Source organism: Amycolatopsis sp. NPDC059021 (assembly GCF_042739895.1).
Lineage (GTDB): Bacteria > Actinomycetota > Actinomycetes > Mycobacteriales > Pseudonocardiaceae > Amycolatopsis.
In genome coordinates this window covers 17168-36534 of sequence record NZ_JBHYIQ010000096.1, presented here as the reverse complement: position 1 = coordinate 36534, position 19367 = coordinate 17168, and the positions used below count along the sequence as shown (strand labels likewise).

17 protein-coding genes are annotated in these 19367 nt (G+C 68.2%); 13 read left to right on the top strand and 4 right to left on the bottom strand.

The window, feature by feature from the left end; genetic code table 11:
• Positions 1–468: 468 nt before the first annotated feature.
• Positions 469–1704: an aminotransferase class I/II-fold pyridoxal phosphate-dependent enzyme gene (locus tag ACFWX1_RS38145; protein ID WP_378394706.1), complete on the top strand. Its 1236-nt coding sequence runs from the start codon at positions 469–471 to the stop codon at positions 1702–1704.
• 24 nt (positions 1705–1728) lie between these two features.
• The gene (locus ACFWX1_RS38140; protein WP_378394705.1) at positions 1729–2379 is read left to right on the top strand and encodes an AAA family ATPase; all 651 of its coding nucleotides are present in this window, start codon (positions 1729–1731) and stop codon (positions 2377–2379) included.
• Here the strand turns inward: ACFWX1_RS38140 and ACFWX1_RS38135 are convergent.
• Positions 2376–3305, bottom strand: a complete 930-nt coding sequence (locus ACFWX1_RS38135; RefSeq protein ID WP_378394704.1) for an inositol monophosphatase family protein — start codon at positions 3303–3305, stop codon at positions 2376–2378. The two genes, ACFWX1_RS38140 and ACFWX1_RS38135, sit on opposite strands and share 4 nt — an antisense overlap.
• 43 nt (positions 3306–3348) lie before the next feature.
• Positions 3349–4557, bottom strand: a complete 1209-nt coding sequence (locus ACFWX1_RS38130; protein WP_378394703.1) for a helix-turn-helix domain-containing protein — start codon at positions 4555–4557, stop codon at positions 3349–3351.
• 170 nt (positions 4558–4727) lie between these two features.
• On the opposite strand from ACFWX1_RS38130, the gene ACFWX1_RS38125 reads away from it, so the two are divergent.
• The 3 genes from ACFWX1_RS38125 to ACFWX1_RS38115 are packed head-to-tail and all read left to right on the top strand — an operon-like array spanning position 4728 to position 5629.
• Positions 4728–5063: a hypothetical protein gene (locus tag ACFWX1_RS38125; RefSeq protein ID WP_378394701.1), complete on the top strand. Its 336-nt coding sequence runs from the start codon at positions 4728–4730 to the stop codon at positions 5061–5063.
• 55 nt (positions 5064–5118) lie between these two features.
• Positions 5119–5409 (top strand): hypothetical protein, encoded by a 291-nt coding sequence (locus ACFWX1_RS38120; RefSeq protein WP_378394700.1) that lies wholly within the window; start codon positions 5119–5121, stop codon positions 5407–5409.
• On the top strand, positions 5399–5629 hold the full coding sequence (locus ACFWX1_RS38115) for a hypothetical protein (protein ID WP_378394699.1): 231 nt from the start codon (positions 5399–5401) through the stop codon (positions 5627–5629). Before ACFWX1_RS38120 ends, ACFWX1_RS38115 begins: the two co-directional genes overlap by 11 nt.
• Here ACFWX1_RS38115 and ACFWX1_RS38110 read toward each other — a convergent pair.
• Positions 5610–6464, bottom strand: coding sequence for an enoyl-CoA hydratase-related protein (locus ACFWX1_RS38110; RefSeq protein WP_378394698.1), 855 nt, complete (start codon positions 6462–6464; stop codon positions 5610–5612). The two genes, ACFWX1_RS38115 and ACFWX1_RS38110, sit on opposite strands and share 20 nt — an antisense overlap.
• A complete protein-coding gene (locus ACFWX1_RS38105) occupies positions 6461–7744 on the bottom strand; it encodes an XRE family transcriptional regulator (protein ID WP_378394697.1) in 1284 nt (427 codons plus the stop codon). Before ACFWX1_RS38105 ends, ACFWX1_RS38110 begins: the two co-directional genes overlap by 4 nt.
• 391 nt (positions 7745–8135) lie before the next feature.
• Here ACFWX1_RS38105 and ACFWX1_RS38100 point away from each other — a divergent pair, with 391 nt between their 5' ends.
• From ACFWX1_RS38100 to ACFWX1_RS38065, 8 genes are all read left to right on the top strand, one after another.
• Entirely contained in the window at positions 8136–8939 is an 804-nt protein-coding gene (locus tag ACFWX1_RS38100; protein WP_378394714.1) for a hypothetical protein, read from the top strand.
• A gap of 227 nt (positions 8940–9166) precedes the next feature.
• Complete coding sequence (locus ACFWX1_RS38095) at positions 9167–10822, top strand: AMP-binding protein (RefSeq protein ID WP_378394696.1); 1656 nt, start codon at positions 9167–9169, stop codon at positions 10820–10822.
• A gap of 6 nt (positions 10823–10828) precedes the next feature.
• Positions 10829–11800, top strand: a complete 972-nt coding sequence (locus ACFWX1_RS38090; RefSeq protein ID WP_378394695.1) for a phosphotriesterase — start codon at positions 10829–10831, stop codon at positions 11798–11800.
• A 62-nt stretch (positions 11801–11862) separates the two neighbouring features.
• Positions 11863–12501 (top strand): TetR/AcrR family transcriptional regulator, encoded by a 639-nt coding sequence (locus tag ACFWX1_RS38085; RefSeq protein ID WP_378394694.1) that lies wholly within the window; start codon positions 11863–11865, stop codon positions 12499–12501.
• Positions 12502–12588: 87 nt separating this feature from the next.
• Complete coding sequence (locus ACFWX1_RS38080; RefSeq protein ID WP_378394693.1) at positions 12589–13434, top strand: helix-turn-helix domain-containing protein; 846 nt, start codon at positions 12589–12591, stop codon at positions 13432–13434.
• Positions 13435–13695: 261 nt separating this feature from the next.
• Positions 13696–14307: an RNA polymerase sigma factor gene (locus ACFWX1_RS38075; RefSeq protein WP_378394692.1), complete on the top strand. Its 612-nt coding sequence runs from the start codon at positions 13696–13698 to the stop codon at positions 14305–14307.
• Complete coding sequence (locus ACFWX1_RS38070) at positions 14300–15490, top strand: CU044_5270 family protein (protein ID WP_378394691.1); 1191 nt, start codon at positions 14300–14302, stop codon at positions 15488–15490. Before ACFWX1_RS38075 ends, ACFWX1_RS38070 begins: the two co-directional genes overlap by 8 nt.
• A 75-nt stretch (positions 15491–15565) precedes the next feature.
• Positions 15566–19297, top strand: a complete 3732-nt coding sequence (locus ACFWX1_RS38065) for a S8 family serine peptidase (RefSeq protein WP_378394690.1) — start codon at positions 15566–15568, stop codon at positions 19295–19297.
• Positions 19298–19367 lie beyond the last annotated feature (70 nt).

Genomic DNA, 19367 nt, shown 5'->3' with positions numbered 1-19367 from the left:
CGACCCCCCTCCCGAGGGTGGCGGCGGGCGGCCCGCCGACCCCCGCCCGCCCCCTCGCGCGCGCGGCCGGGGGGGCCCCGCCCCCCGCCGCGGTTCGCACGCACATGGCGCACGAGCAGAACCTGACCATCAGATCCGAGCCGCTGGCACCGTGCCTCGCGCCAGGTAGCCAGGCGTGCCGAGGAAACCGTAGGCGGGCAGGCAGCCTACCGGCTCGTTGCCACCTATTCCTCCGGTCTGGTATGTCGTTAAAACAACCGGTCACGTGCTTGCCCGACTGGTACCTTTCGAGAGCTTTGTCGACTGGGACGTTGCTCGCGGGTGGTTGTTCACGTGAAAGCGGTAAAATCGTTCAAGATAAAGGTTCCGAAGGGCAATGTTGCCGGCCCGTGCCCCGAGGTTCTCCTAAGGTGAGGTTCGTGTGATTTCCGCTATCCTCGCGCTCTCCCCTTAAGGACGGATTTACGAATGACGTTGTCTAGCACAGGTTCGGCTCTGGACAGGTGGGGTTTCGCCGAATGGGTTGCGGCCAGCAAACGAAGCAATGAGTTATACGACCCGCCCGTACTCAATGGCCTCAATGACGCGATCGTCGACATCGATGGACGGAAACTGGTCAACTTCGCGGGCATCGGATTTCTGGGCTGGCAGCACGAACCGGATGTGCTCACCAGCTTCACTGCGGCCGCCGCCGACTTCGGCCTTGTCACCGGTGGGTCGAGGATGACGGCGGGCATCTCGCAACCGCATCGCGATGTCGAGTCATTGCTGTGTGAAATCACCGGCAGGGAGCGGGCGCTGACCTTTGCGTCAGGTCTGCTGGCCAACGTCGGCTTCGTCAACGCCATGAGCGCCCGGTTCTCGTTCGCCGGCGGTCTCGGTGTGGACAACACCGACATGGTGTTCGTGCTCGACCGTGACAGCCACTGGAGCATGTGGAAGGCCGCCGAGAAGTTCGGCATCGGCCGCAACTTGCTGACCTTCCGCCATAATGACACCGCGCACCTGCGCAAGGTATTGGAGAAGGTTCGTGGCAGGCGGGTGGTCGTCGGCTTCGAAACTGTCTACTCGGCTGACGGTACGATCGCGCCGATCGGTGAGATCCTCGACTTGTGCGAGGAGTTCGGTGCGGTCAGCTACGCCGATGACGCCAACGGGTTCATGGTCTACGGAAACGGCCAGCGCCGTTTTGCGCGTGAGTACGAAGATCTACGCAGGGCCACGTTCCTGATGATGTCGTTCTCGAAGTCCGTCGGGCTCGAAGGCGGTGCCATCGTCGGCCCCGCGGACGCGATGCAGGCCTTCGAGATGCTTTCGGGTACTTCGATGTTCACGGCAGCCATCCAACCGCCGACGGCAAGCGCGATCGCCTACGTCCTGCGCCGGATGCTCCACGACCCGGCGGTCGTTGACAACTACCTCGACCGTGTCGACCGGCTGCGTTCGGAGCTGACCAAGACCGGCTGCACCATCAACCCGACGCCGACGTACATCACTTCCATCGCGATCGGCTCCGACGAGATTGCCGCGCAGTTGCGATTGGACTTCGCCGAGTGCGGTTACCTGGTCCCGATCTTCCGCTATCCCGCGGTGAAGAAGAACAACGCCGTCATCCGGCTACTCCTCAACGCCAGGCTCTCGCAAGACCAGTTGGATGGCTTCATCGATACGCTTGCCGCACTCAAGAAGAAGTACGATTTCTGACCCGGTTCTTCGGCTCGGGATGCTATGCGGCGGAGACGATACCGACTGACGCATCTGACCACGCTCGGCGCGATGGAATGTTCGCAGCATGTCGACGGAACCATCGTGGTCCTGTGCGATGCTTCTCCGGTGCCGTTGGTGTGGGTGACAGGCAGCTCGGGGGCCGGCAAGTCGACGGTCTGCGCGCTCCTGAAGAGCCGGGGAGCGCTGGTGGCCGATGCCGACTGGGACGGCTACAACCACTGGGTCGACCGGACGAGCGGACAGGTCGTCGCCGACCCTCCCGACCCGGTGCCGGCAGGCTGGCTCGATCGCTTCGCGTGGAGGATCAGCCGCGCCGACGTCGAGGTGCTCGCGGCAAGAGCACACGGCAAGACCGCGTTCCTGTGCGGAACTGTCGAGAACGAGCCGGACGTGCGGGATCTCTTCGACGCCGTGGTCTGCTTGGTGGTGGACAACGAGACGCTCCGGCACCGCCTCCTGACCCGCACGACCAATGCCTTCGGCAAGCACCCGGAGGAACTGGCAGCGGCACTCGAACACAATGACCGTGCCGAGTCCGCCTACCGACGCCTCGGCGCGACGATCATCGACGGCACACGCCCTCCGGCCGAGGTCGCCGACGCGATCCTCGCTGCCGTCGGCCGCATCGCCTCCACACCCGACCCGAATTAGGTGTGCAGGGTTTGCAAGATCTCGTCGGCCAGGCTCGCGTTGCCGGCGGCGACGAACGTCTGGCGTGGGCTCATCGCTGCCGCGATGTCGGCGAGCGAATCCAGGCGGTAGTCGAGAGGAATCGGATTTCCTTGAAGATCGATCACAGTCCCGCCCGCCGCGTGCAGTACGTAGTGCCCTGGCGACAGGTCCCAGATGGCGAATCCTTTCGCGAATTCCATTGTGGCGTCGGTGATTCCGGCTGCTACGTGGCATAAGCTCACTGAACCGAAGTCGACACCGACACGGCCCTTCTTCTTGCCGTCGTCGGCGGGCGTGCTGAGGGCGCGGAGAAACTCTTCTTGACGTGCGAGAGGGATGAAGCGCTCGTCAGGGCGCATGAGGTAGTTCGTGACCAGCGCTTCCGGCAAACTGGCTTGCGAGGGGCGATCGAGAACGTATTCCACCGCGTCAGCTGTAACGAGGAACGCGCGGTCGACGCCCGCCTCGTCCCGCGCACCGATGTAGAGCTGATTGTGGTGGAAGATGTCTCCGATCACCGACAAGACCGGCCTGGCGATGGAGCGGGAGTAGACCATGATGTGCGTGTAGCCATGGAGGCTGCGTACGGCGAGTTCGCTGGTGTCCAATGGGTCGACCAAAACGCACAGGTCCGGATCGGCGTCCTGCCCGACCACCTCCGGCTCGGCCTCTTCGGACGCGTATACGAAGGAGGGGATATGCGCGACGAGTGCCTCCTTGTAGCGCTCGTGCATCCACAAGTCATAGTCGGAGAGAAAGTTGTCGCTGTGGCGCAGGTTCTCCTGCTCGCCGCGTTCGCCGGTAAGCGCCGCGGAAACCAGCCGTGGACGAATTTCGAGCATCATGGAACGAACCAGGCTGGCGACTTGTGCCGCCAAGGGCGGAATTGCCGTTTCGGTGCTCATCGTCGAGGGCCTTAGGAGTAGTCGTGTTCCGGCAATTGCGGCATCACATGTCGTTTAGCCGTAGTCCTGCCCAGACTGCCAAGCGTGTCACGGGTTCGGAGCGTCGCCTGACGCGGGCGATTGCCCGGATCGTTTCGTGGACCTGAGGGTGATAGCGGGTTTGCTGCGGGGCTATGCTTCGAGCTTGCTGAATTTCGTTGAGCGAGCGGGTGTAGTCGCCGTGCAGGAACCAGGCTCGCGCCAGGTCTATGTGGTAGTGCCCGATCCGGGACGTGTACAGCTTGCCCTTGAGGTCTAGATCCGCGCCGCGTTCGAGAGCTGTTTGCCCGTCGGACATCTCGACGGCGGCGGCGACGCTGTGAATCTCGACGTTGGCCATTGAGAATGAGGTGTCGAAGTTGTCGCCGGGGAGGGCGTGTCTGGCCAGGTCGCGCGCTTCCGCCAGATGCATGTCAGCGTCGCCCGCCCTGCTGAGACGTGCCGCGTTGATGGCACTGGACAAGTGCATCGCTCCGCGGATCTCGATCGCGCGCGTGTCGGATGAGCTCTGCAATTCTGTTGATGCTCTGTTCAACACTGCTTCGCTCGATCGGAAAATACCGCTGAACATCATCGTTTGCGCGCGGCAGTATTCTCCCATCGCGCTCCACAGTGGATCGCCGGACCGCGCACCGGCCCAGCCCATGCGCTCCGCTGCCCACGAGCTCAGGGAAACGTTTCCCATCTTGTACGCGGCGAACATCGCGCATTGATATGCCTGGGCGAGGAGCCTGTAGACGTGCTCGCGGTCGGCTTGGCCGGACACTGTGGTAGTGAGCGCGTGAAGGTTCCGCAAGAGATCCGGAAGCACCGTCAGGGCTTCGGCGTAATGGCTCAGGCGCCCGGCGGCCACCACCTTGTTCAGCAGGTCGGACGTGTCCTCCGGACTGACCGGGCGAGTCGTGATGAGTGGGTCTTCGAACTCGATGATCGCGCGTTCGAGCTCGGGAACCAGGGCTTGACCGGTGTCGTACCGGCCGGTCGCGGCGGCGAAACTGTCCGGCTTCGTGAGGTCGGTGACGAGCAAGTGCAAGGCTTGGGCTGTCGCCGCGATGAACGAAGGTGATGCCGGGGCTTCGCCTTGTTCGACCTTGCGAACGATGCCGAGCGATACATGCGCTCGCGCCGCGAGCTGGCGCTGCGTCAGCCCAGCCAGTTTGCGGGCTTCGGCGACTCGGGGGCCGACCCCGCCGCCACTGTTGTCCTTGCCCACGGGATACCTCCTGGCGCGGGTGGGGAACCTGCTGGCCAGTGTAAGGACCGAGCTGAAAAGACACCGCCCGAGCAGGCTGGGCAAAGCTGCTCGGCGATGCGTTTCCGCTGGTCAAGGGTTTCTTACTTCTTGGGTACTTCGAGCGTACATGATCCATCACGCTAGGTGACATGAGCGACGAACCTGCGATCGACGAATACCTCGAGTTGCGCCGCTTGACGCGGCACAGCTATCACGAATGGCTGTTCGGGAGGGTGCCGGCGGCCTACGGGGCCGGTGCGATGGTCGTCGGCGTTTGTGTCTGGCCCTTCTCGCAATACATGGACAGCCTCCAGGTTGTGTCAGCAGACGAGGTCTTGGCTCTCCGATGGGATCCCGGCCGCGGCATCGTCTGGAAGCGGACCGGTTCGCTGCGGGAGCTTGTCGACCTTCTGTTGGAGTTTCCTCCGCCGCGGCCTCGGCCGGTAAGTGCTGATGTGAAGGATTCGGCGCTGGACGCATCGTGAAACAGAAGGTGACGCCAGTTGTGATTTTTTCTTACCGAGTAACGAGGGGAAGCCGATGGGTGCGGTGATTTATGTCGATACCGCGGCGATTCATCCGGTGGTGGACGGGGTGTGGCATCACACCAGGCTGACGGGTGTTCCGGCGCCCGGCGAGGCCGTCACGATGTTGTGTGGCATTGCGGCGCCGGCGGAGTTCGAGCGGTCGGATCTGCGGGACGGTCACGGGGTACCGCATATGTGCTGGAGTTGCGACCTCGTTTATCGCCGCGAGCACGACCTGGACGTCTGGCCCGGTCATCCGAGGCTGGCGGGGCAGCGGACGCAGAGGGGGCAGCGTGGCCGGTGAGCGGGAAGAAAACGCCAAGCAGCGCGTGACGCCTGCGGCGCTGGGGCTGGGGTTGCGCGCGGCTCGTGAGGAGCGGCGGGCCGGGGTGCGCGCGGTGGGGGCCGCGTTGTCGCATGTGGACCGTTACGAGACGCTCGTGACACGCCTGGCGGAACGCGCCCTGGATGAAGAGGACTCCTGGAGACGCCTCAGCGCCGTGTTCAGTGCCGCGCCGAGGTGAAAGGCGGGAACTCCGGTGGGCGGCGTTCGTTCCAGCTGGCGACGCCCTCGGCGAGATCGGGCCAGGTGAACGAGTCCAGCATCAGCGCCGTCGCTTCCCTCGCCGAGGACTCCAGCGTCAGCGCGGGTTCGCGCTCGATCTGGGCCTTGATCGCCGCCATCGAACGCGGTGAGCTGTGGGTCGCGAGTTCGCCCGCGTAATCCCGCGCGCGAGCAAGGAGTTCCTCCGCGGGCACGACTTCCTGGACGAGTCCGTACTCGAGGGCCTGTTCGGCGGTGAAGACCCGGCCCGAGAGCAACAGGTCGAGCGCTCGTCCACGGCCGACGAGTTCGGGCAGCAGTTTCGCGACGCCGTATTCGGCGATCAGGCCACGACGGGCGAAGGACGTGGTGAACTTGGCGCCCGCGGCGGCGAAGCGGACGTCGGCCGCGCACGCGACGACGAAGCCGAGGCCGGCGCAACCACCGTTGATCGCGGCGATCACCGGCACCCGGACCAGCGCCGCGGCCAGCACGTTGAGGTAGCCGCGGTGCTCCTGCTCGCCGGTCGGCTCCGGCGGTTTCGCCGAGATGTCGCCCAGCAGCCCGAGATCGGCGCCGGGGCAGAAGGCACGGCCGGTGCCGGTGAGCACGACGGCGCGGATGTCCGGATCGGCTTCGGCCCGGCGCAGCAGCGTTCCGTACCGCTCCTGCATGGGGACGTCCATGGCGTTGCTGCGGTCGGGTTTGTCGAAGGTGAGCGTGGCGACCGCATCCGCCACCGCGTAACCGACACCATCCACAGTGGACTCGGCAAGCTGCTCCGGCACGGGTGACCTCCCTTGGTCCGCCCTCATCCTAGCGAGCCGAGGGTTTCCCTGATGTGTTCGCGGAGGTCCCGGACCTCGTGGATTTCGCAGTACCGTCCGGCGTTCCGGTCGAGGGCGCGCAGGAACCGGCCGACGCGCTCGGAGCGGATCAGCTCAGCGCTGTCCACGGCGTCGTTGCCGACCAGCGCGGCTTCGACCGGGTCGCCGGTCGCCATCACCAAGGCCGCAAACTGGAGTTCGGCCAGCACCCTGGCGCGAGGGTAGCGCTCGCCGAACCCGGCGCGGGCCACGGCGAACCGGGCATCGTCGGTGAACCGGCCGAGCCCGCTGGCCTGCAGCGTCGCCAGCGCCTCGCCGGTCTCCCCGGCGTGATGGGCGGCGGTGTACAGATCCGCCCACAGGGCGTCGGAATCGTCGTCCGGCGCCTGGTGGAACGCCTCATCGGCGGCACCGATCGCGCGGAGGGCCTCCTGCCCGCGCAGGTTCGCGGCGAGCGCCTTGGCGTGCGCGGCGTGCAGCATGGCCTGCCTGGCCGGGGACAGGCGGTCGGCGCGGACGAGGGCGTACTCGGCGACAGTGAGCGCCCGGTCGGGCTGGCCCGTCCACAAGGCCAGGCGTACCAGGCGGGCGAGGATCTTCGCCCGCCGGTGCCCGTCGCCCGCTTCCTCGGCGCAGGTGAGTGCGAACCGGAAGTGGCGGTACGCCTCTTCGTGCGCCCCGCTGTCGAAGAGTTTGAAGGCGCAGGTGCCCACGAGGTCCGCGAGCCCCCGGTACAGCCGGCCGCGCAGCCGCTCCGGGCAGTCCGCGCGGACCAGGTGACTGGCCCAGCGTGCCTGCGCCAGCGCGCCCTCGAGCATCGACCAGCCGCCGTGCACCTGGTCCCAGCGGCCGAACAGCTCGGCGGCGCCTTCGACCTCCCGGATGTGGCTGTCGCCGACCGTGCCGGGCACCGGACGCGGGACAGCGGCGGGGAACGCGTCGAGCCGGTCCCCGTGTCCCGCGATACCCGCCCCGTCCGGCAGCGGCGCGACGGCCCGCCGGGTGTTCCGGAATCCGAGCTGGGCGTCGGTGGCCGCGCCCAGTACCGCCCGGAACGCTTCCCGGTAGTGACCGCCGGGCCAGCGGATGACACCTCGTTCGAGTTTGCCGACGTACCCGGCGTCGATCTCGGCTCGCAGCGCGCGGGTTTTCCACAGGTGGGTGTTGACCTGGTCGGCCAGTTCCTGGCGGGACAGGCATTCGCCCGGATGCAGCGGCGAGGGCGTGCGCTCCCTGGCCGCCCGCAGCCGTGTGTTGGGTGTTGTCACGATCAACCTCCCCGCCGACGGTGACACCATCACCCACGGTGAGGTACCTCCGGCCCGATGTCAATCACGGCTGCCGGCGGCTGTCAAGGCCGCGCGGGAATCCTCCCCGAACCCTCCCGGCGTTCTTCCCCGTTCGGCTCCCTCCCGCCGGGGCGGGCACGCGGGCAGGGTAGGACGCGTCGGGGGACACCCCGGGGGCTGGGGGCGGTCGCGTGGGGCGGATGGTTCGCCGCCCCACGCGTACCCGGCACCGCCTGCGAAGACCGTCACACCTTCGAACCGCGAGCCATCGCAACCTGGACCGGCCGGCGACGTCCACAATAAGGACAGACTGGTACGAACGGGTGAGGGTGGGGGAACGGGCTTGCGGGGTTGTGGTCTGAAGCTGGCGATCGCTCTCGGCGTCGTTGTGGTGGTGGTCGCGGCGATCGTCATCGGCGTCGCGCTCACGCGGGACACGGTCGCCACGCCGGGGTGCACGGTGAGCAGGCCCGGCGACAACGGCGCCCAGTCGTCGTACACGTTCACCCCGGAGCAGATGGGGAACGCGGCGACGATCGCGGCCGTCGGCGTCAAGCTGGGGATGCCCGCGCACGCCGGGACGGTCGCGCTGGCCACGGCGTTGCAGGAGTCGAAGCTGCGCAATCTCGAGGGCGGCGACCGGGACTCGGTCGGGCTCTTCCAGCAGCGTCCGAGCCAGGGCTGGGGCACTCCCGCTCAGCTGCGTGACCCGGTGTACGCGGCGACGGCGTTCTACAAGAAGCTCGCGAAGCTGCCGAACTGGGAAAACCTGCCGATCACCGAGGCGGCGCAGGCCGTCCAGCTCTCCGGCGTGCCCGAGGCCTACGCCCAGTGGGAACCGCAGTCGCGGCTCATGGCCGCGGCGTTCAACGGCCAGTACCCGGCAGCGCTCACCTGCCGCAATCTCACCCTCGCCCCGCCCGCGGACCTCGCCGCGGTGGCGGCCGGGGAACTCGGCACCGGCAGGCTAAGCGGGCAGCACCCGGTGCCCGAGGGCTGGAAGATCGCGAGCTGGCTGGTCGGCCGCGCCGCCCAGCTCGGTGTCGACAAGGTGAGTTTCGCCGGGCAGACCTGGACCGCGGAGTCCGGCAGCTGGGCCCCGGATTCCGAGGCGGGACAAGCTCTTTCGCTGCACCAGGCACCGGCCGCGCCGCCGAAGTCCGAGGCTCCGTAGCAGGAGCACGCGAGATCTCCGTTCAAGCACGCGAGATCCCGGTGCGGGCACGCGAGATCTCCATCCACGCGCGAGAGGCCGTCGGGGACGGTGTGGCGTCCTCGCGTGATCGGGTGGAGATCTCCTGTGATCAGGGGGAGATCTCGCGTGGTCGGCGGCTTGACGTCGTCGCGGTCGGCTTCTAGCGTCGGCATACCGACTGGTCGGTGTCCAAAGGAGGCCACTGGGTGAGCTGGTACGAGGACAAGCCGTGGCTCGCGAGCTACGACGAACGGATGAAAGCCGCCGGGCCGGTCGAGGCGACGACGCTGCCGGCGGTGTTCCGGCGGAGCGTCGAACGCGCACCGGGCAGAACCGCCATCGCGTACTTCGACGCCGCACTGTCCTATCAGGACGTCGACGAGCTTTCCGACGGCATCGCAAGGCATCTGCGCGCGTCCGGTTTCGGGCGCGGCGACCGGCTCGCGATCGTGCTGCAGAACATCCCGCAGTTCGTCCTCACCCTGCTCGGCGCCTGGAAGGCGGGCGGCATCGTCGTCCCGGTCAACCCGATGTACCGCGCGGCCGAGGTGACCCACGTACTGAACGACGCACACGTGAAGGCGCTCGTGTGCTCGCAGAGCGCGTGGAACCGCTACCTCGCCGGCGTCGTCCCGGAGAGCCCGGTCGAAATCGCGCTGACCACGAGCGAACTCGAATTCCAGACCCGCGACGACCCGCGCGTGCTCGGCAAGGTGACGCGCGAGCCCACGCCCGGCGCCGACGACCTGCTGGCGGTCGCCCGCGCGAGCACCGGCCCGCGCCCGCCCGACCCCGGGCTCTCGCCCGGCGACGTCGCGTTGATCAGTTACACCTCCGGCACCAGCGGCAAACCGAAGGGCGCGACCAACACCCACGGCAACATCGGCACGAACGCCGCGACGCTGCGCGTGTTCAGCGGGCTGCCCGAGGGCGAGACGCTGTTCGCGCTGGCGCCGCTGTTCCACATCACCGGCATGGTCTGCGAACTCGCGTCGGCGATCGACATCGCCGGAACGCTGTCGCTGGCCTATCGGTTCGAACCCGGCGTCGTACTCGACTCCTTCCTGGAGCACAAACCGGTCTACACGGTCGGCCCGTCGACGGCGTACATGGCGCTGATGGCACATCCCGGCGTCACCCGGGAGCATTTCGCGTCGTTCCGCCTGCTCTATTCCGGCGGAGCCGCGCTGCCGCCCGCGATCGTCGAGGAATTCCGGGAGAAGTTCGGGCACTACATCCACAACGGCTACGGCCTCACCGAGACGACCGCGGGCTGCGTCACCGTGCCGGCCTCCCTCGAAGCACCGATCGACCCGGAGTCGGGGACGATCTCCATCGGCCTTCCCGCGCCGGACACCGTCGTGCGCATCCTCGACGACGAGCGGCGCGAACTGCCGTTCGGGCAGGCGGGGGAGATCGCCGTCGAAGGCCCGATGGTCGTGCCGGGGTACTGGAACCAGCCCGAAGCGACGGAAACCGCGCTGCCCGGCGGAATGCTGCTGACCGGCGACATCGGATTCATGGACGAACGCGGCTGGGTCTACGTCGTGGACCGCAAGAAGGACATGATCAACGCCTCCGGGTTCAAGGTGTGGCCCCGCGAGGTCGAGGACGTCCTCTACACGCATCCCGCCGTGCGCGAAGCCGCCGTCGTCGGCGTGCCGGACGCCTATCGCGGGGAAAGCGTGAAGGCCTACGTCAGCGCGACACCCGGGGTCACCGCGGACCCGCAGGAACTCGTGGCCTACTGCAAGGAACGGCTCGCGGCGTTCAAGTACCCACGGGTGATCGAAGTGCTCGACGAACTGCCGAAAACCGTCAGCGGCAAGATTCTCCGCCGCGAACTGCGGGCGAGGGGGTAGCGCCTGATGGCCGTCGTCGAGACCGTGCGCGGGCCGGTGGACGCGGACGCGCTGGGCCGGGTGCTGATGCACGAGCACCTGTTCGTGCTGAGCCCCGAATTCCTGGCGAACTATCCGGAGCACGGTGGATTCCACGAGGAGGAGCATGTTTCCGAAGCGATCCGGCGCCTGCGGGAACTGAAGGCGGCCGGGATCGACACGATCGTGGATCCCACGGTCATCGGGCTGGGCCGCTACATCCCGCGCGTGCAGCGCGTGGCCGCCGAGGTCGATCTCTCGATCGTGGTCGCGACCGGGCTCTACACCTACAACGACGTCCCGCACTACCTGCGCCTCCGCGGGCCGGGGACGATGTTCGACGGGGACGAACCGCTGGTCGGGATGTTCGTCGGGGACATCAGGAACGGCATCGCGGGCACCGGTGTCAAGGCGGGAATCCTCAAGTGCGCCACCGACGAGCCGGGCCTGACGCCGGGCGTGGAGCGGGTCCTGCGCGCGGTGGCCAGGGCACACCGCGAAACCGGGGTGCCGATCATGACCCATACGCACGCGGGGACCCGGCGTGGCCTGGAACAGCAGGACGTCTTCGCGTCCGAGGGCGTCGATCTGACACGGGTGCTGATCGGCCATTCCGGCGACAGCACGGATCTGGACTACCTGAAGGCGCTGGCCGATCGCGGATCTCTGCTCGGCATGGACCGCTTCGGGCTCGACCAGCTGCTGCCCTTCGAAGAACGGGTCGCGACCGTCGCGGCGATGTGCGCGCACGGCTACGCGAGCAGCATGGTGCTCTCGCACGACGCGTCCTGCTACATCGACTGGGTCGACCACGACAAGATCCCGCTGCTCGCGCCGAACTGGCATTTCCTGCACATCGTCCAGGACGTCCTGCCCGCGTTGCGCGAGCGTGGCGTGCCGGAGGCGGACCTCACCACGATGCTGGTCGACACCCCGAGGCGCTTCCTGAGCGGTGGGTGAGGCGGCAGGGGACCGACCAGCCGGTATGCTGATCGTCCCAGTACCACGAAGGGGGTCGGGCCGTGACCAGAGCGACTGCCCGCAAAACGGGCGACGCGGCCGGAACGCCGGGCGAAGACCAGGCCGCCGTGCCCCGGCGCCTGCTCCAGCACGCCACGAAACTGTTCGCGCAGAAGGGCTTCGACCGCACCTCGGTACAGGAGATCGTCGAGGCGGCCGGCGTCACCAAGGGGGCGATGTACCACTACTTCGGCTCCAAGGACGACCTGCTCTACGAGATCTACGCCCGTGTGCTGCGCGAGCAGACGAAGCAGCTCGAAGGCGTCGTCTCCAGCAACGCGCCCCTGCGCGAACGGCTGGCCGCCGCCGCTTCGGACGTCGTCGTGAGCAGCATCGACAACCTGGACGACAACACGATCTTCCTGCAGTCGATGCACCAGCTCAGCGCCGAGAAGCAGAAGGCGGTGCGGGCCGAGCGGCGCAAGTACCACGAGCGGTTCCGGTCGATGATCGAGGAAGGGCAGGCGTCCGGCGAATTCCGCTCGGACAAGCCCGCCGACGTGATCGTCGACTTCTTCTTCGGGTCGGTGCATCACCTCGGCTCGTGGTACCGGCGCGGCGGTTCGCTGTCGGCGCGGCAGATCGGCGACCACTACGCCGACCTCCTCCTCGACGCCATCCGCCCATCCGGCCGCTCCTGAGCGGGCCCCCGGCGGGGGGCTGCGGTGTGTACGAGCCGTAACTCCGTGATCCGATCAGGGAATAGACGGTGTTCGTACGATGACCGCATGGAACCGAAGACCGCTTCCCCGTGCGCCAGGGCCCTGTCCGCCGCCCTGCGCGGCGTCCGCCTGGACCTCGAGGTCGCACCGGAGCGGCTGGCGGTCATACTCGGCATCGCGCCGTCGGTACTGGCCGCCTGGGAACGGGGAACCGAGGTACCGAGCCCCGAACAGGTCGTGCGGCTGCTCGGCGCGCTCGAGGTCACCGGCCGGCGCTACGAACAGACCCTGCGGCTGGCGCGGCACGCGGGGGAGACCGACTGGCTGGCGACCCTGGCCGGACGACTGCCGCTGGCACAGCAGACCGCGCTCGGCTACGAGCAGGCCGCGGAGCGGGTCACCGTGTGGTCGCTGATGGTTCTGCCGGAACTGCTCCAGACCGCCGAATACGCCCGTGAACTGTGGACCAAGACCGTGATCGGCCCGGAGGAGATCGACACCCGGCTGGTGCTCAGCCTCGGCAGGCAGGAGATCCTGACCCGGCCCGATCCGGTGAAACTGCTCGCCCTCATCAGCGAACACGCCCTCGAAATCCGCGTCGGCGACGACGAGGCGATGACACGGCAGTTCGACCATCTGCTGGCGCTGAGCGAACTCGACAATGTCGCGCTGCGGATCGTGCCCACCGGGACCGGCTTCCACGGGGGCATGCACGGGAACTACGTGCGGTACGAGTTCGACGGGTTCTCCCCGGCGATCTTCCTGGAAAACCATTTCGTGCGGACGTTCATGCACGATTCCGAAGGCGTCCGGATCTACCAGGATCTGTCCCGGCAGCTGCTCGCGAAGTCCTTGTCCGAAAAGGAATCCCGGGCACGGCTCGAAGAGCTGAAGAAGAACTTCAGCGGCTGAGACGGCGACTCGGCCGGGGTTCCCGGCGTCGCCGTGCCGTTCCGCGGCGGCACGGCGACGTTCCGGGAGGAAGAGCACCTCGCCCGTGTGATGTGCCACACATCGGCCATTGCGGGTTCCGTGTGCCCCGCAGGTTCGTCACCGCTTCTAGCAGGCATAACCTTGCCTGGTGAACGGGCCCGGACCGGTTGCCGGGGTCCCTGGGCCTTCGTGTCGCGTGGCGGGGGTGAACACTTCCGGCGGCTCGGGTGAATATGCGATGTGACTAGGGCTGAGCGGTACGCCCCGGCGAGCGGGGTGGACGGTGATGATCGACCGGACTTGTGCGGGCACGACCTTCAGTCGGTCTTCCAGAGCTTGTTCGACAACCACGCCAGGGACGTGCGCCGATATCTGGCCAGCCGCGCCGGACCGGCGGTAGCCGACGATCTGGTCGGTGACACGTTCCTGATCGCGTTGCAGCGCCGGGCCACCTACGACCCGGCACGGGCCAGCGCCCGCGCCTGGTTGTTCGGCATCGCCACCAACCTGCTGCGCCGGCATGCCAGGGCCGAAATCCGGTACCTGCGGATGACCGCCCGCGACCACGGCACACAGGTCACCCACGGGCACGCCGACCGGGTGGCCGACCGGGTCGACGCTCAGGTCAGGGTCCGGGAACTGGCCGCCGCGCTGGCCGATCTCGCCCCCGGGGATCGGGACGTGTTGCTGCTGGCCGGCTGGGGAGAGCTGGATGCCAGTGAAATCGGTGCGGTACTCGATATTCCCGCGGGCACTGTCCGTTCCCGGCTGCACCGGGTCAGACGGCTGCTCCGAGCCCAGGCCACGCCCAAAGCCCTACCCAGTCTGGAAGGAGAGCGCACCGATGACTGAGGACAACGTCCGTCGCCTGTGGACGAACGACGAGCTGGACGAGGCACTGCACTTGCTGCGCGCCGGGGAGCTCACCGACCGGCAGCCCCTGGTCGCCGCCAACAAGGCCCTGCTGAACGCGGTGCGGTCGATCGAGGGAAAGGAGACTCCGGTATCCGAAACCACCCCGTTGACCGAGTTCAGGGGAAAACCGGTGTCCTCCACCGGGCGGCGCTGGTGGATCGGTGCCGCCGCGGCGGCGGTCATCGCCGTCTGTGCCACGACGGCGATCATCGGAGCCGGCCATGGTGACTCCTCGGCCCCGGTAGCCGCGCCGGGGGTGAAGTTCGTGTCGGTGCAGCAGGCACTGAACACCGCCGCCGACAAGATCCATGTCACCGGTGAGACTCCCCTTCCCGCAGGCAAGTTCCGCTATGTCGCGACCCGCACCTGGCTCCTGTGGAACGACAGCAGGATCCCGGCCGCCTTCTCCGGCGAACAGCTGACCCAGACCTGGCAGCCCAGCGACTTCGACGGGCAATGGCTGCTCAAAACCGCGCCCACCGGGAACAGGAAATGGCTCATCGGCACCGAAAAAACGCTCAAGGCCGCCACCGAGCAGATCGAAAAAAGCCACGATGCCGACCTCAACGTGTATTGGCCGAGTGGTGAATGGCGCGCCACGAGCGGAAAGTTCCCCGCCAAGGCCATGGCCATCGTCGGCCGGTCCGCCGACGAATGGGGCGCACCCACCAAACGGCAGCTGGACGAGTTACCGCGTGACCCGCAGCAGCTGTACGACCTCATGGCGGCCGACCTCTCGGTGGTGAACAAACCCAAGCTCGGCGGGGTACTGGACATCGCCACACGGCTGCTCAAGACCGGTGCCGTGCCGGCCGACCTCGAGGAGTCGCTCTACCGCGCCGTGGCCAAGATCCCCGGTCTCAAGGTGACCGAGCAGGTGGCCAACCTCGACGGCCGCACGGGCGTCGCACTGGGCGTCGACCCGGTCGACGGCACCTTCCGCAGGGAAATCATCGTCGACCCCGCTACCGGTGAATTCATCGGGGAACGCCGGACCCAGCTCAAGCCGGATGAAAACGACATCACGGTGGCGGGCATCAAACCCGGCACCGTGACCTTCTCCAGTTCGGTGCGAACCGCCGTCGCCGACGAACAGGGCGCTGTCCCGCCAGGACAGTGACCCGTCGGCCGGCCCGTATCCACCCGAGTTTCCCGATACCCGGCAACCCCTGTATCACCTCACGAGGGAGTACTGATGACACCACGGAGACGGCTGACCGCCGGCGTGCTGGCCACGGTCTGCGCGGCGGCGACCTTGGCGGCCGTGCCCGGCCAGGCGGGCGCGGCCGCCGCGCCGGGCGCACCGGCAGGGGACGGCGACGGCCCTCGGGTCACGTTGATCACCGGTGACCAGGTCAGCGCGCGCAGGGACGCGCGTGGCCACTGGTCACTGGCCATGCGGGACGATGCCCGCTCGGGGCACACGCCGTACGTCCAGTTCGGCGCCCGCCACGGGGACACCACCGACTCGTATCTGGTACCGGTCTCCGCCCTTCCGCTCGTCGAAGCGGGCAGGCTCGACCGGGAACTGTTCAACATCACCGGGTTGATCCGCCAGGGCTACGACGACGCCGGCACCGGCACCCTGCCGCTGCTGGCCGAGTACTCCGACGGCGTGGCCGCCCGCTCGGCCGCGCCGGCCGGCGCCCAGCGCGGTCGCAGCTTCGGCGAACTGGGCTACACCGAACTCGGTGAGTCCAAAAAGGACGCCAAGGAGTTCTGGGCAGGGCTGAGCGCGGGCGGACCGGCCGCGCTGTCCGGCGGGCCGGGCAAGATCTGGCTCAACCACCGGGTGCATGCCTCGCTGGACCAGAGCGTGCCGCAGATCGGCGCGCCGGTGGCCTGGCAGGCCGGTTACACCGGCAAGGGCGTCACGGTGGCCATCCTGGACACCGGGGTGGACGCCGGACACCCCGACCTGGCGGGGAAGGTCGGGCAGAGCAAGGACTTCAGCGGCAAGGGCAGCGTGGTCGACGGCCACGGGCACGGCACGCACGTCGCCTCCAGCATCACCGGCTCCGGCGCGGCCTCGGGAGGCAAGTACAAGGGCGTCGCCCCGGACGCCAAGCTGGCCATCGGCAAGGTGCTGAACGACGGCGGCTCGGGCCGTGCGTCCGACATCATGGCCGGCATGGAGTGGGCCGCGCGCGAGGCCAAGGCGAAGATCGTCAACCTGAGCCTGGGCAGCTACCCCACCGACGGCACCGACCCCGAATCGCAGACCGTCAACAAGCTGAGCAAGCAGTACGGCACGTTGTTCGTGGTCGCCGCAGGCAACAGCGGCCAGGACGAGGGGGTGAGTTCCCCGGCCACGGCCGACGCGGCGCTGGCCGTGGGCAGCGTGACCAAGTCCGACGCGCTGTCCCCGTTCTCCGACCGCGGCCCGCGCGTCGGCGACGGCGCGGTGAAGCCGGAGATCGGTGCCCCGGGCAGCGACATCGTGGCAGCACGTGCGCAGGGCACTTCGCTGGGCAAACCGGTGGGCGAGCACTACACCACGCTCTCCGGCACCTCGATGGCCACCCCGCACACCGCGGGGGCGGCGGCCATCCTGGCCCAGCAGCACCCCGAGTGGACCGGCGAGCAGCTCAAGTCCGGGTTGGTCGGTACGGCCAGGGAACTACCGGGTATCGGGGTGACCGCGATCGGCGGCGGCCGGCTCGACGTGGCCGGTGCGGTGACCCAGACCGTGCGGTCCGAGCCCGCGACGGTGAACACCGTCGTGCGGTGGTCGGGCAAGCCCGGCAAGCGCACGGTCACCTACACCAACCCCGGCACCACCCCGGTCACGCTGAACCTGGCCCTCACCCTGTCGGACAAACAGGGGCAGCCGCCCGCCGCGAACCTGGCGAAGATCTCGGCGAACCCGGTCACCGTGCCCGCGGGTGGCAAGTCCACTGTGGACATCACGTTCACTTCGAGGTCCGGCAGGCCCGGCACCTACACGGGTCTGCTGCTGGCCGGCACCGCGGACGGCAAGACGCGGGTGCGCACCCCGGTCGGGGTGCAGGACGAGCCGGAGCTGTACGACCTGTCGGTGAAGACGCTGGGCAGGGACGGCAACGCCCCCGGCGCGCAGGACAACCAGACCTCCGTCGCCGTCAACGTCCACACCGGACAGAGCTTCTTCGGTTACGCCGGGAAGTCGATGCGGGTGCCGCCAGGGGAGTACACCCTGAGCGCGGGGCTCACGGCCGGCAAGCCGGGCGCGCCGGTGGAGATCACCGCGTTCGCCAACCCGGACGTCAAGGTGACCCGCGATACGACGGTGTCCTTCGACGCCCGCCAGGCCAAGCCGGTGGCGGTCCACACGGACCAGACGGGGGCCCTCGACGGTGGGCTGAACGCCCGGCTGGAAACCCGCCCCGAGGGGCCGCACGAGCCGGTGACGCTCGGATTGGCCGCCGGCGCACAGTTCCAGCGGCTCTACGCGTATTCCACCCCGGGGGTGAGCTCGAAGTACTTCCGCTTCACCGAGGACGCGCAGCTGTATCAGCCGTGGCTGGAACTCACCGCGGAAGGGGAACAGCCGCTGGCGGTGGATGCGGGCTTCACGCGGTTCTCCGACATCGTCCCGCCGTCCACCCAGCGGCTGGGCACCGTCTACGGCGGTGCCGGCACACCGGCCGATCTGTCCAAGGTGGACGCCAAGGACAAGCTGGTGGTGCTGGACTTCCCGGACGGCATCCTCGTCACCGAGGCCGGCAAGCGCATCGACAACGTGAAGGCGGCCGGTGGACGCCTCGCGGCCTTCCGCCTCGTCGACGCCGGCGCCTCGGCCAGGCTGCTCGGCGCCGCGGCTGACACCTGGTCGCTGCCGACCCTGCAGGTGAACGGATACACCGCCGACCGCTACGTGGCACTGGCCAAGGCCGGCGGGTCGACCTCCTCGCTGACCACGCGGGACCGCAGCGACTACCAGTACGACCTGTACTACCCGTCGGCGGGCAGCATCCCGGCCAACCTGGTACACGAGGCCAGGGCCGCGGACGTGGCCGCGGTGACCATGGCCTACCACGGCTACGCCAAGGAATTTCCCCCGATGGTGTCCGCGCTCGTGGTGGGTCCGGAAGGGGCGATCGACCGGGGCGGGATGAGTGCCGCGCCCCAGTCCGAGCAACGGCGCTACTTCACCCCGGGTGGCTGGCGACTCCAGGTGCAGGGCGTCGAGTTCTCCGATACCGCCGCCCTCCCCGGCGGGACCCTCGTCGACGGGCCGCGCACCCTGGCGGCGGGCAAGTCCTACCGTATCGACTGGAACGCCGCGGTCATCGGCCCCGCCTTCACCGGCACCACCGGGTCGGGCCGTCCGTGGGTGTCGCAGACCAAGGACTACGCGCTCGACGTCACGTTGCCGGTGTTCTCCGACGCGGCCGGGCACAGCAGCGGCACGGACTACATCTACGGACTGGACCGGGGCACCACCTCGGCCTATCTGGACGGTCGGCTGCTCGGTACCCAGAACTCGCCGGGACGCGGTGTTTTCCAGGCCCCGGCGCGGTTCGGAACGTACCGGATCACCACGGAGGTGACCAGGGACAAGCCATGGTGGCCCGCCTCCACCAAGTTCAGTGGTGAGTGGACGGTCGTGCCCGGCCCGCGGGTGGAGGGCCCGTTGGGCATGCTCGCCGTCGGGTTCGCCCCACCGGCGGACCTGCGCAACATCGTGCCGGGCGGCAAGGAGATCAGCTTCCCGGTGACGGTGACCCGGCAGGATTCGCCGCCGAAGGTCACCGCGTTGTCGGTGGAGATCTCCTACGACGACGGGGCCACCTGGCAACCGGTCGAGCTGACCCCGGACGGTCCTCAATGGACGGCCAAGGTCCGCCACCCGGTGAGCGGGTTCGCCTCCTTGCGGGCCAAGGCCACCGATGACAAGGGCAACGCGGTGAGCCAGACCATCACCCGCGCCTATCAGATCGGCTGAGTGGCCGAGGGCGAGGGTCGCGAATGGGACATCGACGGCGCTGAGCGTCCGTATGTGCCATTCGCGACCC

What these genes read in the sequence shown, in the direction of transcription:
- ACFWX1_RS38145 (WP_378394706.1), top strand. Translation starts at nt 469, where the DNA reads ATGACGTTGTCTAGCACAGGTTCGGCTCTGGACAGGTGGGGTTTCGCC.
- ACFWX1_RS38140 (WP_378394705.1), top strand. Translation starts at nt 1,729, where the DNA reads ATGCGGCGGAGACGATACCGACTGACGCATCTGACCACGCTCGGCGCG.
- ACFWX1_RS38135 (WP_378394704.1), bottom strand. Translation starts at nt 3,305, where the DNA reads ATGAGCACCGAAACGGCAATTCCGCCCTTGGCGGCACAAGTCGCCAGC.
- ACFWX1_RS38125 (WP_378394701.1), top strand. Translation starts at nt 4,728, where the DNA reads ATGAGCGACGAACCTGCGATCGACGAATACCTCGAGTTGCGCCGCTTG.
- ACFWX1_RS38120 (WP_378394700.1), top strand. Translation starts at nt 5,119, where the DNA reads ATGGGTGCGGTGATTTATGTCGATACCGCGGCGATTCATCCGGTGGTG.
- ACFWX1_RS38110 (WP_378394698.1), bottom strand. Translation starts at nt 6,464, where the DNA reads ATGAGGGCGGACCAAGGGAGGTCACCCGTGCCGGAGCAGCTTGCCGAG.
- ACFWX1_RS38090 (WP_378394695.1), top strand. Translation starts at nt 10,829, where the DNA reads ATGGCCGTCGTCGAGACCGTGCGCGGGCCGGTGGACGCGGACGCGCTG.
- ACFWX1_RS38080 (WP_378394693.1), top strand. Translation starts at nt 12,589, where the DNA reads ATGGAACCGAAGACCGCTTCCCCGTGCGCCAGGGCCCTGTCCGCCGCC.
- ACFWX1_RS38070 (WP_378394691.1), top strand. Translation starts at nt 14,300, where the DNA reads ATGACTGAGGACAACGTCCGTCGCCTGTGGACGAACGACGAGCTGGAC.
- ACFWX1_RS38065 (WP_378394690.1), top strand. Translation starts at nt 15,566, where the DNA reads ATGACACCACGGAGACGGCTGACCGCCGGCGTGCTGGCCACGGTCTGC.